The 14,651-nt window shown below is 51.2% G+C and carries 18 protein-coding genes; 15 read left to right on the forward strand and 3 right to left on the reverse strand.

Translation table 11 applies throughout. From position 1 onward, the window contains the following. Together KGZ92_07250 and KGZ92_07255 are read left to right on the forward strand one after the other, a co-directional pair. Window positions 1–498 (forward strand): response regulator transcription factor (locus tag KGZ92_07250; GenBank protein MBS3889070.1); only part of this gene is annotated, 498 nt, incomplete at its 5' end. A gap of 76 nt (window positions 499–574) precedes the next feature. Further along, window positions 575–1,063 carry a hypothetical protein gene (locus tag KGZ92_07255; GenBank protein MBS3889071.1) on the forward strand — a complete coding sequence of 163 codons (489 nt, stop codon included), beginning with the start codon at window positions 575–577 and terminating at the stop codon, window positions 1,061–1,063. A gap of 104 nt (window positions 1,064–1,167) precedes the next feature. Here KGZ92_07255 and KGZ92_07260 read toward each other — a convergent pair whose 3' ends face one another. Together KGZ92_07260 and KGZ92_07265 are read right to left on the reverse strand one after the other, a co-directional pair. Further along, window positions 1,168–1,563 carry a type II toxin-antitoxin system death-on-curing family toxin gene (locus tag KGZ92_07260; GenBank protein ID MBS3889072.1) on the reverse strand — a complete coding sequence of 132 codons (396 nt, stop codon included), beginning with the start codon at window positions 1,561–1,563 and terminating at the stop codon, window positions 1,168–1,170. Between the two features lie 4 nt (window positions 1,564–1,567). Further along, a complete protein-coding gene (locus tag KGZ92_07265; protein MBS3889073.1) occupies window positions 1,568–1,816 on the reverse strand; it encodes an AbrB/MazE/SpoVT family DNA-binding domain-containing protein in 249 nt (82 codons plus the stop codon). Window positions 1,817–2,025: 209 nt separating this feature from the next. Between KGZ92_07265 and KGZ92_07270 the strand changes: the two genes are divergently transcribed. From KGZ92_07270 to KGZ92_07300, 7 genes are all read left to right on the forward strand, one after another. Continuing rightward, a complete protein-coding gene (locus tag KGZ92_07270; protein MBS3889074.1) occupies window positions 2,026–2,211 on the forward strand; it encodes a hypothetical protein in 186 nt (61 codons plus the stop codon). Window positions 2,212–2,532: 321 nt separating this feature from the next. After that, the gene (locus KGZ92_07275; protein MBS3889075.1) at window positions 2,533–3,237 is read left to right on the forward strand and encodes a serine/threonine-protein phosphatase; all 705 of its coding nucleotides are present in this window, start codon (window positions 2,533–2,535) and stop codon (window positions 3,235–3,237) included. Next, the gene (locus KGZ92_07280; GenBank protein MBS3889076.1) at window positions 3,231–3,575 is read left to right on the forward strand and encodes a hypothetical protein; all 345 of its coding nucleotides are present in this window, start codon (window positions 3,231–3,233) and stop codon (window positions 3,573–3,575) included. Before KGZ92_07275 ends, KGZ92_07280 begins: the two co-directional genes overlap by 7 nt. Window positions 3,576–3,739: 164 nt before the next feature. After that, the gene (secD, locus tag KGZ92_07285; GenBank protein ID MBS3889077.1) at window positions 3,740–4,945 is read left to right on the forward strand and encodes a protein translocase subunit SecD; all 1,206 of its coding nucleotides are present in this window, start codon (window positions 3,740–3,742) and stop codon (window positions 4,943–4,945) included. Between the two features lie 12 nt (window positions 4,946–4,957). Beyond that, window positions 4,958–5,857 (forward strand): protein translocase subunit SecF, encoded by a 900-nt coding sequence (secF, locus tag KGZ92_07290; protein MBS3889078.1) that lies wholly within the window; start codon window positions 4,958–4,960, stop codon window positions 5,855–5,857. A gap of 87 nt (window positions 5,858–5,944) precedes the next feature. Continuing rightward, a complete protein-coding gene (locus KGZ92_07295) occupies window positions 5,945–7,018 on the forward strand; it encodes a hypothetical protein (protein MBS3889079.1) in 1,074 nt (357 codons plus the stop codon). Beyond that, entirely contained in the window at window positions 6,978–7,571 is a 594-nt protein-coding gene (locus KGZ92_07300) for a hypothetical protein (GenBank protein ID MBS3889080.1), read from the forward strand. Before KGZ92_07295 ends, KGZ92_07300 begins: the two co-directional genes overlap by 41 nt. Window positions 7,572–7,589: 18 nt before the next feature. On the opposite strand, the gene KGZ92_07305 is transcribed toward KGZ92_07300, so the two are convergent. After that, entirely contained in the window at window positions 7,590–8,849 is a 1,260-nt protein-coding gene (locus tag KGZ92_07305) for an HlyC/CorC family transporter (protein ID MBS3889081.1), read from the reverse strand. Window positions 8,850–8,983: 134 nt separating this feature from the next. Here KGZ92_07305 and KGZ92_07310 point away from each other — a divergent pair, with 134 nt between their 5' ends. From KGZ92_07310 to KGZ92_07335, 6 genes are all read left to right on the forward strand, one after another. Beyond that, window positions 8,984–9,832 carry a hypothetical protein gene (locus tag KGZ92_07310; protein MBS3889082.1) on the forward strand — a complete coding sequence of 283 codons (849 nt, stop codon included), beginning with the start codon at window positions 8,984–8,986 and terminating at the stop codon, window positions 9,830–9,832. An 84-nt stretch (window positions 9,833–9,916) separates the two neighbouring features. Continuing rightward, window positions 9,917–12,079 carry an S-layer homology domain-containing protein gene (locus KGZ92_07315; protein ID MBS3889083.1) on the forward strand — a complete coding sequence of 721 codons (2,163 nt, stop codon included), beginning with the start codon at window positions 9,917–9,919 and terminating at the stop codon, window positions 12,077–12,079. Window positions 12,080–12,295: 216 nt separating this feature from the next. Beyond that, window positions 12,296–12,442: a hypothetical protein gene (locus KGZ92_07320; GenBank protein ID MBS3889084.1), complete on the forward strand. Its 147-nt coding sequence runs from the start codon at window positions 12,296–12,298 to the stop codon at window positions 12,440–12,442. A gap of 56 nt (window positions 12,443–12,498) precedes the next feature. Next, on the forward strand, window positions 12,499–12,942 hold the full coding sequence (locus KGZ92_07325; protein ID MBS3889085.1) for a hypothetical protein: 444 nt from the start codon (window positions 12,499–12,501) through the stop codon (window positions 12,940–12,942). 84 nt (window positions 12,943–13,026) lie between these two features. Then, complete coding sequence (locus KGZ92_07330) at window positions 13,027–13,791, forward strand: SPASM domain-containing protein (GenBank protein ID MBS3889086.1); 765 nt, start codon at window positions 13,027–13,029, stop codon at window positions 13,789–13,791. Between the two features lies 1 nt (window position 13,792). Then, complete coding sequence (locus KGZ92_07335; GenBank protein ID MBS3889087.1) at window positions 13,793–14,458, forward strand: 4Fe-4S cluster-binding domain-containing protein; 666 nt, start codon at window positions 13,793–13,795, stop codon at window positions 14,456–14,458. Window positions 14,459–14,651 lie beyond the last annotated feature (193 nt).

A 14,651-nucleotide genomic window follows, 5' to 3' on the forward strand; every position in this document is an offset into this window, starting at 1 on the left:
GTGGTGCAAGCCTTAGGGTGTAACGAGGTAAACGTAGACTCTGTGTACCGTGTAGTGCGCGAAATAGCCGAGAAGGGGCGTCTTAAGCGCATTGCACAGGAGAAACCCAGCTTGCAGGAGATGCGTCGCCGAGGGCTTGCCGCCGAGCGCGTGATACCGGCTATGCAGTTGGCTCTAAAATTAGCGCAGTGCCAAGGTGGCGGGCTAGTTATCAATCGCGAACTGCGCGAGGTGCGTTTTCAAGGGCGCCTTCTGCCGCTTTTTCCACAAGAGATGCGCATTCTTTGCTTACTGGCCGCGAATCCCGGGCGCGTGTTTACGCCTGGTCAGATTTATAGCGAAATTAGCGGCGGGCAGGGTGTGTATGGGGGAGAAAACAGTGTTAAGGCGCAAGTGTCGCGTCTGCGCCAAAAACTACCTCATTCCGTGCCCTGGATTACTACCAAGCGCGGCCTAGGCTACAGTTTCAACTCCCAAGTGACATATGTACTCATCTAATAATGTCATAAATGTGAACAACTACTACCTCCCTGCAACATTGGCATCATATACTGCCAAGCAGGGAGGTGTTTTTATGTCCGTTGATTTTCTCTCAGCTCTCGCATTCTATCCTGCCTATGCCACCCATGGCCTCTCCTGCCAAGTAGTTTATGCGTCAACTGCTGTGAGTGCCGATTTATGCATGGTCACCTTGGTGAAGCACGCTTGCCGACAGTTCGCACTCGACAAAAAAGCCCTAGCCAATGCTGCGCAGTTTGTTTCCGGCAGGCGCAACCTTGTCCCCCTGACGCTGTGTGTGGACCGCACTTTTGTGCCACTAAAGGTGCTTACGCCACGCGTGGCAGGGGACTCTGCCTACGGGTATTTTCTCTTGCAGGCCATTAGCAGGGTAGAGGCGCAGCGTGAGGGCAGCCTGCTGACCCTTGCAAATGGGGTCATGCTTCCCCTGGTCCAAAGTCGCCCTGTGGCTATGAATCATCTCGCTCGCGCAGCCCTCTTTGAGAAGGTGTTCTGGTCAAAGCGTCTGGGGTCGGCCTTTAGCGCGGCAGTAATTCATGGCTAGAAAGCCTACTACTTGAGACTTAGGCGGATAATCCCGTTGACACAACTGTTCTCGAGGCACTAGGACAATTACTCCTCAAAGAACTCGTAGCCACCTGCCACTGCCTAAGACATGAGGCGAACTGAGTGTTGCTTGAGCCATGCTGCCAAAGCAGATTCCGACACATTCCCTTTCGCTACCTCTAACATTAAGTCGACTACTTCGGGTTCTGGAGCATCTAAGCCATAACCATGAACGCCAAGAAACACATACATGGCCATAAAGCCCACTCGTTTGTTCCCGTCCACAAAACAATGGTTCCTTGTAAGTCCGTGCCCCAGTACTGCGGCCAGCATGAAGATACCGACCGTGGGCTCACGCAGCCAGTAATTCATGGGACGCGCTAGGGCGGACTCAAGCACTCGGGAATCACGTATTCCATAGTGGCCGCCGTGCTCTCTCACTTGCCGGATGTGGAGTTCCGGAATAACAGTTCTGCCCAACCATTTCGGCTGTTTCATGACGCTACTTTGCTAGCTCTCGCAGAGCGTTTCGATACTTCTTGGCACCCTTCTCATAAACGGCCATGGCCTCATCAAAGTCCGGGTCGTATGGAGTAATCAGTATGCCCAGAGCAGTTTCAGACACATATACCTCATCACCTTTTTCAAGACGAAATCGTTCGGCAATTTCTCTGGGGATGGTCGCGCCAATGGAGCCCCCCATTTGACGCAAAACTATCTTCTTGGCCACGCAAAACACCTCCTGTTCCATTTTAGCATAAGTAGCACATTTATGCTACTTGCTATCAGCAAGAGAATACCAGTCGACAAAGTAGATGCAACCCTACCTGCTGCAAACGGTGAAACAGGCAATGCAAATAGGCATCTCGCACATTGCCAAACTGTTCAGTTCCTACGGCTTACTTGCCAACCACAACCAAACAATGGTATTGTGTAAAAAATAAAAAGGAGGGAACAACGATGCCTATTCCGCTAATAATTGCATTTATAGTCCCATTTGCCTTCTGGGCCATGGTTGAAGATTACATACAGTACAAAAAGGGCATAGGTACTCTTGTCAAGGTCAAAATCTTGGGGGGACTTATATTAGGATTCCACTTCATATTAATTGTGAGTATTGCCATGTGGTTTTCGGGAGCGCGATAACCATGATTATGTGAGGTGGTCGCGTGAAGACATCGTTCCCAGTCGCAATTAGGGGCCTGTTCTGCCTGGCATTCTTTGTGATATTGATCGGTGCAAATGTCTTGGCTGGGAATAAGGAAGACGCTTAAGACTAGTCGAAAGACCGCGAGCATATTAGTGCTCGCGGCCTTTCGCTAAGCAAGATCCATGGTCAACTCGAACCTCTAAGAAGAGAATAGCCCATTGCAGGACATGTCAGGAGTTTTAATGCCTAGAAAGCCTATCATTTAGAAGCTTAGGATGATAATATATGTAATTGAGAAATGAGAGCGAGGGATGATTATGCTTGAAGTGAAGATCGCCGTGGCCAAGACCAACAAGTACGCCGTGTCTGAGAGTGGTGACTCCTTAGAGATTACCGAGCGCCCGCAGGGGGGTGTGTCGGTCATTATGGCGGATGCTCAAGGCAGTGGCAAATCGGCGCGCACGAACAGCAAATTAGTCGTCTCTAAGGCTGCTACCCTCATTTCCGAAGGGGCGCGCGACGGCGCTGTGGCTCGCGCTGTGCATGACATGCTGTATGCCCTGCGCGACGGAAGGATTTCTGCTACCTTGGTTATTGCCTCCGCCGATTTTGAAACGCAGAGCGTGGTCATATCGCAAAATGCCGGGCCGCCTATCTTTGTCGTGCAGGGTGGAACGGCGATGACTCTATCCCCTAGCGACCAACCAATTGGTGTACATCGCAGCATGAAGCCGGCCATCTGCGAATTTCCCTTAGAGCAAGGGCTGGCCATAGTCGGCATGACCGACGGAGTTTATCATGCCGGTAGGGCAAAGGGGCGGCCGTGGGCTGATGAAGAGTTTGTGGACTTTGTAAAGAGTAATGTGGATCACCCCGAATTTCTCGCCAATGCCCTTTTGGCTGAGGCGGTGCGCCGCGATATGCAGCGTCCCTGCGACGACATGGCTGTTTTCGTGCTGCGCGTGGGGGAATACGATGCTGAGACCAAGGTGCGCACGATGAGAGTAACCTTGCAGTGCTAGAGCGACGAGTGGGGGTCGTGGGCAACTGCGTCTCTGGCAAGACTACCCTCGTCAACAGTTTACAAGCGCACGGCTACCGTGCCATCAACATCCCGCAAGAACATTCCGTATCCCCGCGCTTTTGGCGGCGTTTGGCACCCGATTTCTTGATTTATTTAACTTGCACCTTATCTACCGCGCAAAAGCGGCGACAGATACCATGGGGGCAAGAAACACTTGATGCGCAGTGGAAAATACTGTCGGAGGCCAGAGAAAATGCCGACCTCATCATTCCGACTGACGAGCTCACTGCTACCGAAGTCTTGGCCAAGGCTCTAGATGCTCTCGGCTCGACATAGGTGCATTTTTCAGGTTTGGGCCCATGTTTTTCGCCATAAGAAAACTATAATTTGGTAACAAGTAATTAGTCGATACTTTCATTTTCGTTACATGCGTTGACCGCTCTCGCCATGCGGGCTATAATTATGCGGAGAGTTTAGAGCTAATCTAAGGAGGAACCAGAGTGAACATCAAGTATCTTCTCGTCCTATTGCTGGTCCTAGGTCTTATTGGGGGCGCAGCATATTATTCTTACCAGCCGCTAGGCGAAGCCATTACCTTTGGCCTCGACATTGACGGCGGTATTATGGTGCTGTTGGAAGCCGTCCCTAGCGAACAAGTGCCAACTATCAACGATGATGCTATGGTTAGGGCCGTGGCTATTCTCAGTCAGCGCGTCAATGGGCTTGGAGTTGCTGAGCCGGAGATCGTTCGCGAAGGCGCTCGTCGCATCCGCATTTCTCTCCCTGGCTTTGATGATCAGCAAGAAGTCCTTAATATGATTGGCAAAACCGCCTTACTTGAGTTTAGAAATACCGAAGGTACTGTGTTTTTGTCGGGGGACCGACTACGTGATGCGCAAGAGCAGCTAGACGAACAGAACAGGCCGCATGTTTCGCTTACCCTTGATGAAGAGGGTGGTCGCCTGATGCGTGAGTATACCCGCGCCAATATTGGCGGCAGGCTAATCATTACCCTAGACGGCGAAATCCTATCTGCACCAACTATTGAGGGCGAGGTAGGTAGCGAAGGCTCTATCACCGGGCTTGGCTCCCTTGCCGAAGCGCGCAATTTGGCGATTATGCTGCGCTCTGGCGCCCTACCCGTAGAGCTTGAAACGCGTGATTTCCGTGGCGTAGGCCCTACTCTGGGACAAGCTTCACTCGAGAGAAGTGTCTTCGCGGGGCTGATCGGACTTGCTTTGGTGCTGCTATTTATGGTTGCCGTCTATCGTGGGTTTGGCATGGCCGCTAACTTTGCCCTGGCCGTCTACACCCTGATGGTGCTGTGGTCCCTAGCCGCCATCAACGCGACGATCACCCTGCCTGGTGTGGCGGGTATAGTGCTCGGGATCGGTATGGCTGTGGATGCCAATGTCATTATCTTTGAACGTATTAAAGACGAAGTAAAAACAGGCCGCACTTTGCGTGCCTCGATTAAGGCTGGCTTCTCGCGCGCTATTTGGACGGTTATGGATGCCAATATCACCACCCTGATTGGTACAGGTGTTCTCTACTGGTTTGGCACCGGCCCCGTGCGTGGTTTCGCCGTAACACTTTCACTCAGTATCATTCTCAGTATGCTCACGGCGATCTTTGTCACCCGTCTCCTGCTAACACTCATGCTTAATGCCAAACTAGTAGCCAGTGCGAAAGCTCTCGGCGCGTAAGGGGTGATGACGATGAAGTTAAACCTTAATATTATTGGCCGCCGCAAAACCTTCTATCGCCTGTCGGCTGTGCTCATCATCCTAGGTCTTGGGCTCTTGTTCTTTCGTGGGCTGAATCTGGGCATCGACTTTCAGAGCGGCACCCTGATTGAGATGGACTTAAAAGCAGCTTTTACTACCGCGGAAGTACGCGAAGTTGTTCTGCCTTATTTTGATAAAGTTCAAGTGCGCGACGTGCGCGAGGGTGGCGAGACCACCACTATGGTGCAAATACGTACCACCGAAACAGACGAAGCGAAGATCACCCAAACCATCGCTGCGCTTACAGCGAAGTGGCCCGGTGCGGAGCTCGAATCTGCCGCCCGCGTTGACGCCGCCTTTAGCGGGGAACTAGTGCGTAATGCCATTATCGCCCTAATCCTAGCCTCAATCGGCATGATTATCTACATCACCATTCGCTTTGAGATAAAATTTGCTATCTCGGCCGTACTCGCCTTGCTGCACGACGTCTTTGTGGTCCTGGTTGTCTTCTCTTTGCTTCAGGTTGAGGTCAACAGTGAGTTTGTGGCGGCTATACTCGCCATAGTCGGTTACTCCATCAATGATACCATCGTTGTCTTTGACCGTATTCGCGAGAACCTGATCAAGGCTAAGCGTCATAGCGACGTGGAAGAGCTCGTCAATAGGAGTATTAACGAGACCTTGTGGCGTTCGCTCAACACCTCTATCACCACCCTCTTAGCCATTGGAGCCGTGTTCGTCCTTGGTGGGGTGACACTGCGCCCACTAGCTTTCGCCCTAGTCGTGGGTATTCTCGCCGGAACGTACTCCTCTATTTTTGTAGCTAGTTCGCTATGGGTGGACTGGCGCGACGGGCACGGTAGCAGAGCTACCGAGCTCAAGAAGGCCTAGCGAGTTCTCAAACAAAAAACCCGGTGGGCGTATGTGCCGACCGGGTTTGCTTTATAATGTAGGGCAAGGGAGTGAAATTTTATCATTATGCGATCACTAGTTTTGACATGCGACCCGCGCTTTGTACCACAGCTTTGTGCAGAACTGACGCAGCGTTTCAGTAGTTGCCCCCTGCGTCCCTTAGGGTCAGGAGTTCTCTTAGCAGAGCCTAGTGGCACTGACGCAGTAAAGCTCTGGCAAGTACTACAGCAAGATACCCCTATTTTTTTGCGGCATATGTTTCCCGTACAAGATGAGCTGGTGATGCAGCAAGATGAACTTGCTTTACCGCGCTTAAGAGAGGCCTGTGAGCCCCTTTTGGCGCAGGTAGAGCAAGGAAGCGCCGTGGCCGTGCAGTGCCGCCTACTAGATGCTATCCCTTCCTACCGCCCAGTGGATGTGAAGAGGGCTATTGATGGGGCGGTGCAAGGTAGGGGTTTACTTGCTACGGTAAAGGACCCGAGCCTAGTACTAAGTGTGCTTGTTGCCCACGAGAGAGCCTACCTCGGTCTGTCTACGCCCCGCGAGAACCTGAGTAGTTGGAATGGTGGCGCGGCGCATTATGGCAAGGCCAAGGGTGCCCTAAGTCGAGCCGCGCACAAGCTTGAGGAGGCCTGTGAAGTCCTAGACGTTGATTTGCGAGGTATGGAGCAAGCGCTCGACCTTGGTGCTGCACCAGGCGGCTTTACATCTTTTCTGCTCGAGAGAGGGTTCTATGTTACCGCGATAGACACTGGTTTGCTAGACAGTGAGCTCCTAACTCACCCTCGACTTACGTACATACAGGCGAACGCCAAGAATATTAAGCCGCAAGAAGCCTCCTTTGACCTCATAACTTGCGACATCAGCCGCGATGCGTTGCGCACAGCAGACATGCTCATGGACTTAGCCCCCTGTCTACGCCCCATGGGCAAACTCCTGCTTACCGTTAAATTTATGGGGCGCGAGCCCCTGCCTTTAATTAGGCAATGCCTAAAACGAATAAGCCAAGAGTTTGTGTTTGTGCGCGGTAGGCATCTCTGGCACAACCGGGAGGAAGTAACTCTGTACCTAGTGCGAGAGGCCCGAGAGGGGGAGCAGAATGGAAAAAGTATTGGTCGTAACAGCAGAGGCCGCCAATAATTTAATTAAGGGCGAAGGCCTAATTCGCTGCGGCGAAGAAAGTCTAGCGGCCCTGTCCGCCGTAAGCCTATTCCTGCCTCGTGATGAGGCCGAGGGTAATCCCCACTACCGACAGCTGATCCCCTATGTGGTAGTAGTAGATGCGCTTAGCCGCATCTTTGCCTGTACGCGGCTCGCAACGCAGTCCGAGGTCCGCCTGCACAGCAAAGTCTCCCTAGGGGTAGGCGGGCACATTAACCCGACTGACGGGCCGCTAGAGCCCGCTATCGTTAGGAGGGCTGCCTGGCGTGAGCTCCACGAAGAACTACATGTCTCCGCCGAAAACAGCGGGGAGCTCGTCTTTTGTGGGCTCATAAACGACTTAAGCACCCCCGTCTCGCGCGACCACTTGGGGTGCTTGTTGATATTAAAAACTCAGGGCCAAGTATCAGTAAGGGAGAAGGACAAGATGACGGGGGAATTTGTCAGAGAAGAGGTGCTGCTTAAGAATATGGCGCAACTAGAGAGTTGGTCTAGTCTCTGCCTGCTGGCTTTTCGCGAACTCGAACTCTAGTAGTTAAGAATTTACTACTCACTCGCCCTTGTGCAGCGTGACGGTTACAATGTCTACGCGCGAACCGTCCATAGTCTTAATCTTGAAAGCGGCGCCATTAACCTCGGCCGAGTCACCAACCATGGGTATGGTGCCCAAGATGAACATCAGCATGCCCCCAACGGTGTCGTACTCGCCCTCTGGCAACTCCACGCCCAAGAGTTCCGATGCACCTCGTATGCCGATAGTGCCAGACAGCTCAATCGTATACTCATCTACATACGTAAATTCTGGGATTTCGTCGTCGTCATACTCATCGGCAATCTCGCCCAGTATTTCTTCTACTAAGTCTTCGAAGGTGATGAGGCCAGCCGTGCCGCCGTACTCATCCACGACGATGGCCATATGAATCTTCTTGCGTTTAAACTCCGCCAAAAGCTCACTGACTTTCTTAAATTCGGGCACAAAGTAGGGCGGTCTAAGAAAACTGATGAGCTCAAAACTGTCACTTGATACGCCAATCAAGTCTTTAACGTAAAGGATGCCCACGATGTCGTCGATGCCTTTATCATATATAGGAATGCGCGAGTAGCCATTGTGGCGAACTATGGAGAGCAGGTCTTCATATTCGATGCGCAGGCTCACGCGCACAATTTCGGTGCGTGGGGTCATGATATTCTTAACTAGTGTGTCGCCGAACTCAATGATGCTAGTAATCATATCTTTTTCTTCAATCTGTAGGATGCCTTCTTCTTGCCCGACGGTAACGAGGGTGCGCAGTTCGTCCTCGCTAAAAGTAGGCGCATTGTGTGTGACCGGCGCGCCGATTAAGTACAAGAGGCCTCGCGACAGTGTTTCCATTAGGCTCGACAATGGACTTAGCAGAATGTAGATAATTCGCACGGTGGGGGCCCAGGTGAGGGCAATGCGCTGGCTGTGGTGCAGGCCGTAAGTTTTAGGGGTAATCTCACCGAAAATAAGCACCGTGATGGTCATGCCTACGGTGGCCACAGCAATACCGAGCGTCTCGCCAAAGTAGTCTGTGGCTATAACGGTGCCCAGAGCAGTGGCGGCAATATTAACGAGATTGTTGCCGATAAGAATTGTGCCGAGCAGTTTGCCGGGAGAGGCTAGCAGTTGTTCCACAAGGCGAGAACCCTTGACATTTTCCTCCACCAAGTGCCGCACGCGTAGTCTACCGAGAGACATCAGCGCGGTTTCCATGGAAGAAAAAAAGGCCGAACTCCAGATTAGGACAACCAAGATGCCAAACTGCAATAAAGGGATCGAATCCATCAACCACAATCTCCTGCCGCTTTTTATATTCTTTTATCCGCGAGGGGTGCACTACCAAGCAACTATATTGTAGGATAAGGCACTGTGCACGTCAAGGAAAGACAAGACCATGGCTATGCCGTAAGGGAGGAAGAACCATGTTGTGCGCGTTTTTTGCGGGGCGCCAAGCTGCCCTTTTGACCATGCATGGCAAGGAGAGGGCCATCTCTCCCCTGCTTGCCCCAGTCTTTAAGGCCGAAATCAAAGTGATCAGCGGTTTTAACACCGACCATTACGGTACTTTTAGCCGTGAGGTGCCCCGTCTCGGGACTCAAATTGAGGCAGCGCGCCAAAAGGCAGAAAAGGCCATCGAACTAAGCGGACTTGAGATCGGGCTAAGTAGCGAAGGCAGCTTCAGTGCGCATCCCATGTTGCCCTACTTGCCGTGGAATATCGAGATTGTCATGCTAGTAGATAAGAAAAATGAGCTTGAATTAGTCGGCGAGCATGGCAGCGCCACGACAAACTACGCGCAAAAAACAGTACATAGCCAAGCGCAGGCGGAGGAGTTCGCCCGCCAAATTGGTTTCCCTAGCCACTACGTGATGGTGCGTCCACAGCATGCTAGTCACCCAGAACTTCAGAAAGACATTGACACTTGGGACACGCTAGCGCGAGCAGTGAACACGGCGCTCTCAGTTTCGCCAGACCATACAGTATTTATCGAGACCGACATGAGGGCCCATGCCAACCCGACACGCATGGCGAATATTTCTAAAGCCGCAGCAGATCTCGCCGCCAGAATGACCACCTGCTGCCCTCGTTGCGGAGTACCAGGCTTTTTCGCGGTGCGCAAAGTACGCGGTCTGCCCTGCGAGTGGTGCGATAGCCCCACCGAAGAGACGAAGGCGGTCATTCATGGTTGCCTAAAATGCGCCTATGAAGAAGTGCACGGCGTAACTTTAGCTAAAGCCTCGGCGGGTCGGTGCCAGCACTGCAACCCGTAGCAAATCATTTTTTGGTAAGTTTATGGAACATCATGGCGTATTGTACGTCTTAGTAAGTGTACTACGACTGAGGAGTGATTAAAGATGAAGAAATTTCTTGCCGCCTTTGTGGTCGCCGTCATGCTGCTAACTGTAGCTGCGCCGGCCATAGCAGCACAAAGTGACCCGAAGCTAAGAGAGGCCATTCTCTTGGCTAAGCGGCACTTTCCTGCCACCGATACTTTTCGTGAGTTCTTCACCTCGCAACAAAGTTTTGACAACCGGACCATCTACTACTTGCAGTGGCAGGGTTCCACAAAAGACCCTGCTGGTCACAATCCCTCGTCGCTTTCAGTTAGCGTAGATTTAGAACGCATGCTAATCACCAATTTCAACCACCAAGAGGCAACCCCGCGTGGTCGCGCAGTTAATTTCGCTCCCTTGCCAAAACTAAGCCAGGCCGATGCTGCCCGCGCGGCCGAGGCCCTAGCAGTAAAACTGGCACCGCAGCAATTTGCCCTGATGCGCTTGTTTCGTGTCAATGCCCCGACTGTGCGTATTGGTGTGCGCACTTGGCCCCACCACTACACTTTTCACTACATCCAATTTGTCAACAACATTCCCTTTCCGGCTAATTCGCTGTCCGTCACTGTCAATGCCGACAGTGGCGAGGTTGTGAACTACCACCTCAACCATACGGAGTATGAGTTTCCTTCTCCGGCAGGGGCCATCTCGCTCGCACGCGCTGAGGAAGTGCTTAAGGGCGTGGGACTAAAGCTTGTTTACCAGCAGGGCTTCTCGTGGCGGCAGGGTGAGAGCAAACCCTTTCTCGCCTATGTGCTAGAAGACGGCAGGCAACTACACATAGATGCGTTTACGGGTGAGATTCTAAAAAACATCCCCGTTCTGCCCTGGCCTAGCGGTCTAGATTCTAAGCAAGACGGCAACTTAGCAGCGCAAAGAGAAGCCGGCTTAACCCCCTACGAGCAGAAAGAAATTGAGCTAGTGGCCGGGCTAATGCCACTTGCCGAAGCTGAAGCGCTAGCGCGCCTCATGCTTAACCTACCAGCAGAAGCAGTGCTACAGGGTTCGCGCCTCTACCTAGATACGCGCACAGAGCAGCGCTTGTGGACACTAAACTTCCGCACCCAGACAAACGACAAGGAGGGCTCCGCGAGTGTCACTCTTGACGCCGCAAATGGTCAGCTAGAGTCACTCTTTTACCACGATCAAGTCGCTGATGAAGATAAACCCACCATGACCCGGGCCGCAGCCCTTGAAATCGCGCGTCAATTTCTTAGCCGCTATGTGAGCGCAAGATACCAGTCGGTGGTCCTCATAAGCGCCCACCAACCTGAGCTCGGAGAGGTTCATCACGCTCATGGTTTCACCTGGAACCGCGAGGTGAACGGCATACCCGTCACCAATGACAATCTCTTTGTCTCGGTGCGCCATGATGGCAGAGTCACTAGTTTTAGTTCCAATTGGTATCGTGGCGAGTTCGTATCCCCGCAAGGCGCACTCACCGGGGCACAAATGAGCCAGCGTTTTCTGGCCGACGTAGGGCTTGAATTAATGTACGTGGTGTCACAGGTCGAGGTGAAGGGGCGTAGGCAGCCCGCGACGGAGATTAGGCTCATCTACTTGCCCAAAGAACTAGGGTCTTACTTCTTCGATGCCTTCACCGGCAAAAACGTCGACTGGCAGGGGCAGGCTGTAGTGCCGACCGTTAAGCCCAACTATACAGATATTGCGGCGCACTGGGCACAGGCGGACATTAAGCTTCTCGTCGATTGGGGCTTGCTCAGGCTCCCCGGCCATGAGTTTCGCCCTGACGCCACCATGAACCTAGGCGATTTGCTCTCACTCCTAGCTACCGCTGCAGGCTGGGAAGACTCTATCGGCATCAGGCCCCAATGGCTAAGCGGAGTCGCTAACGAGCGCAATGTTTCGGCATTAAGCTTCGCAGCGCACAACAACCTTATCCGCGAGGATGAGAAGATTGACCCAGAAGCCCTCGTCACCCGCGAGATGCTCGCCTTTTACTTAGCGAGGCTCACCGGGCACGGCGAAACGGCCGCTTTCGAAGGCATCTGGGCCGCACCTTTTGCCGATTTTGCGGAAGTGGCGGCCAAGTACCAAGGCAGTGTCGCCATAGTGCATGCCAAGAGACTTATGGCAGGTTCAAACGGAAACTTTATGCCGCAGGCTCACACCACGCGGGCGCAGGTCGCTGTTATACTGGCTAGGATGCTGCGCGTTAAGTAAGCTGAACCCTCTGCACGAAGACCGCGCCTAGATACTATGGCGCGGTCTTCGTGTTGTTAAGTCTTGCACTCGAGCAACAAACAAAAAAAGATCTCCTCCCGTCAAGGTGACAATATCTCAGTCCGACGACAGAGTGATTGCGGATGGTTGACACTCACCATTTTTTCTGTATAGTGCAATTAGAGTAGTGGGATAAATTTCAATGGAGGGATTGCCATGAAAATATTAGAATATGGCAGAGATCTATTGGCTTTAAAGCAAGTAACTATCACTGCTGGTTGTTGCAGCAGCTCTTTGTGCGACTTTTACGGGGTACACTCGCCAATAGCTGAAGAAGACGTTCAAGAAGAAAACAAGACGTAAATCATTAACACTCGACCCACTACTCTTGTATTGTCGAAGTCGGGGGGCGTTAGCCAATGATTGTTGGAACGTATAACGTAGTAATCACTTCCCGTAGAGAACCTGATAAACTCTATGTTTTCAACCTCTTGTCCGCTGCAACAGTCTCTCTCTCGACCTCAGCATTGGAAAACTGGCTCAAGGGAGACTTTTCTCAGCTTAATGAAAGAGAGTTTGAGTTCCTGAAGGACAAGCTCTTTATAGTTGAGAATAGAAAGCAAGAGAGAAACTTGGCCATGTTTCGGCTACAGGAACAGAAGAATACTAATGTGGTCAATCTTACAATATATACTACATACAACTGCAATTTTGCATGTTTTTACTGCTACGAGGCGGCTGGAAAGGTACTTAATCAAGGCAGCATGAGTCTTGATACTGTGAGCAGCGTTTGCGCTTGGCTAGAGCATTATATGGATGGCAGGGTGTTCAAACACTTGAATTTGACTTTTTATGGTGGTTAGCCTCTTCTCAACATGCCAGGCCTTCTAGCTGTCGCGAATCACCTTAGTGCTCTGTGTCAACAACACCTAGCGGAACTCAGAACATTGCTTATAACCAATGGTTCGCTTCTAACTCCAGATGTGTTGAATCATCTGCGAAAATATAATCTTAGCCAAGTCCAAATCACTTTAGATGGAGCGGCAAACATACATAACCAGACAAGGCCGTTCGTTGATGGTAGCCCAACTTATAATGTGATCAAAGCGAATCTAGATCAAGTGGTTGATATTTGCCCGGTATCTTTAAGAATGAACACAGACCTCTCAAAAATACATTCAGCATTTTGCATGCTAGACGACCTGTGCGCATCGGGCATTGTTCGAAATAATAATATTTTTCTGGAGGTAGCTCATATTATGGACTGTGGGCGCGGGCAGGTTCCTGAATCTTTGTCTCCAGAGTTTGTAGCTGCTAGGCATTCAGTTATAGAATATGCTGTAAAAAATGGCTTCAGGGTGCGTAACCCATTGAAGCTAGCACCATGTCATGCGCGCACTCCTGGCTGCTTTAGTATTTTGCCCGATGGGCGCATATTCAACTGTTTCTTACTTGTAGACAGGCCAGAGTGCCAGTTAAGTTCTGTTAAAAAGTTGTCCTTTGAAAACATTTACTATGAATTGGTAACTCATCAAAGTTATGATGAGGCTTGTCTTGAGTGCAGCTTTTTACCAACTTGCATGGGCGGGTGTCGCGCTGCGGCACTCAAGCACAACGGAACCCTGTCTTCGAAAATGTGCAACCTTAGTTACTACAGGCAAGTCGTAGTTCCTGATCTTGAATTGCATTTTGATTGTGGCAGTTGGGAATAAATTGATGTTTGGAACCTACAATGTAGTAATGCCTACTGAGATTGGAGACTTCTTAGTCTATAATACTCTTAGCAAAGCCGCAGTCTCTCTTAAGGCATCAGAATTTCAACGTGTGCATGATGGCATTGTGACGAACTCATTCTTGCGCCGCTCTCTAATCGTCTGTGATCGTGTAGACGAGGAGCAAGCTCTGCAGCGCTACATTCATGCAGTTTTACACCGAGACGAGCTTCATGTTGCTATAACGCTAACGCGCAAATGTAATTTCTCATGCGCCTACTGTTTTCAGGTTAGTGAAAAAAACGTCGATATGTGTGATGAGACAGCGAATAAACTCATAGACTGGATCTCGACCCAAGTTAATGGTAGTAGGTACAGCGTTGTACACATAGTTTTCTACGGTGGGGAGCCTCTTCTTAACATGCAGAGACTCACCGACATGGCCAAAAGCATAAGTTGCGCGGTGGGCGAGACACGACTACGTATGAGTATCATTACTAATGGCTGGTACCTTATTCCTCCGATTATCCAAGAACTCGTTGCAGTCGGCGTGGATTCCGTGCAAGTTACTCTTGATGGACATGCGTCCACGCATAATGCAAGGCGTCCTTTGATGGACGGTTCAGGTACACAAGCCCAACGAAGCTTGCAGAAGGCGCGAATATGATATGCTGCGTGATTGCATACTGCCGCATTGTTACTAAGCATGCTTTGCCCTCGTAGTTACGAGCGTGATTCTCATCGTTAACTGCGCTTTCAATCAATTGACCATAATGCAATCGACTAATATCGCATTGCAAGTTACAAGGCAGTGTCGCGGCAATGTGGAGCTTAAAATGGCACTAGCGGCAAAGACGAGA

Source organism: Bacillota bacterium (assembly GCA_018333655.1).
Lineage (GTDB): Bacteria > Bacillota > UBA994 > UBA994 > UBA994 > BS524.

What these genes read in the sequence shown, in the direction of transcription:
- KGZ92_07260 (MBS3889072.1), bottom strand. Translation starts at nt 1,563, where the DNA reads ATGAAACAGCCGAAATGGTTGGGCAGAACTGTTATTCCGGAACTCCAC.
- KGZ92_07270 (MBS3889074.1), top strand. Translation starts at nt 2,026, where the DNA reads ATGCCTATTCCGCTAATAATTGCATTTATAGTCCCATTTGCCTTCTGG.
- KGZ92_07325 (MBS3889085.1), top strand. Translation starts at nt 12,499, where the DNA reads ATGATTGTTGGAACGTATAACGTAGTAATCACTTCCCGTAGAGAACCT.
- KGZ92_07310 (MBS3889082.1), top strand. Translation starts at nt 8,984, where the DNA reads ATGTTGTGCGCGTTTTTTGCGGGGCGCCAAGCTGCCCTTTTGACCATG.
- KGZ92_07295 (MBS3889079.1), top strand. Translation starts at nt 5,945, where the DNA reads ATGCGATCACTAGTTTTGACATGCGACCCGCGCTTTGTACCACAGCTT.
- KGZ92_07275 (MBS3889075.1), top strand. Translation starts at nt 2,533, where the DNA reads ATGCTTGAAGTGAAGATCGCCGTGGCCAAGACCAACAAGTACGCCGTG.
- KGZ92_07265 (MBS3889073.1), bottom strand. Translation starts at nt 1,816, where the DNA reads ATGGAACAGGAGGTGTTTTGCGTGGCCAAGAAGATAGTTTTGCGTCAA.
- KGZ92_07255 (MBS3889071.1), top strand. Translation starts at nt 575, where the DNA reads ATGTCCGTTGATTTTCTCTCAGCTCTCGCATTCTATCCTGCCTATGCC.
- secF (MBS3889078.1), top strand. Translation starts at nt 4,958, where the DNA reads ATGAAGTTAAACCTTAATATTATTGGCCGCCGCAAAACCTTCTATCGC.
- KGZ92_07300 (MBS3889080.1), top strand. Translation starts at nt 6,978, where the DNA reads ATGGAAAAAGTATTGGTCGTAACAGCAGAGGCCGCCAATAATTTAATT.
- KGZ92_07320 (MBS3889084.1), top strand. Translation starts at nt 12,296, where the DNA reads ATGAAAATATTAGAATATGGCAGAGATCTATTGGCTTTAAAGCAAGTA.
- KGZ92_07315 (MBS3889083.1), top strand. Translation starts at nt 9,917, where the DNA reads ATGAAGAAATTTCTTGCCGCCTTTGTGGTCGCCGTCATGCTGCTAACT.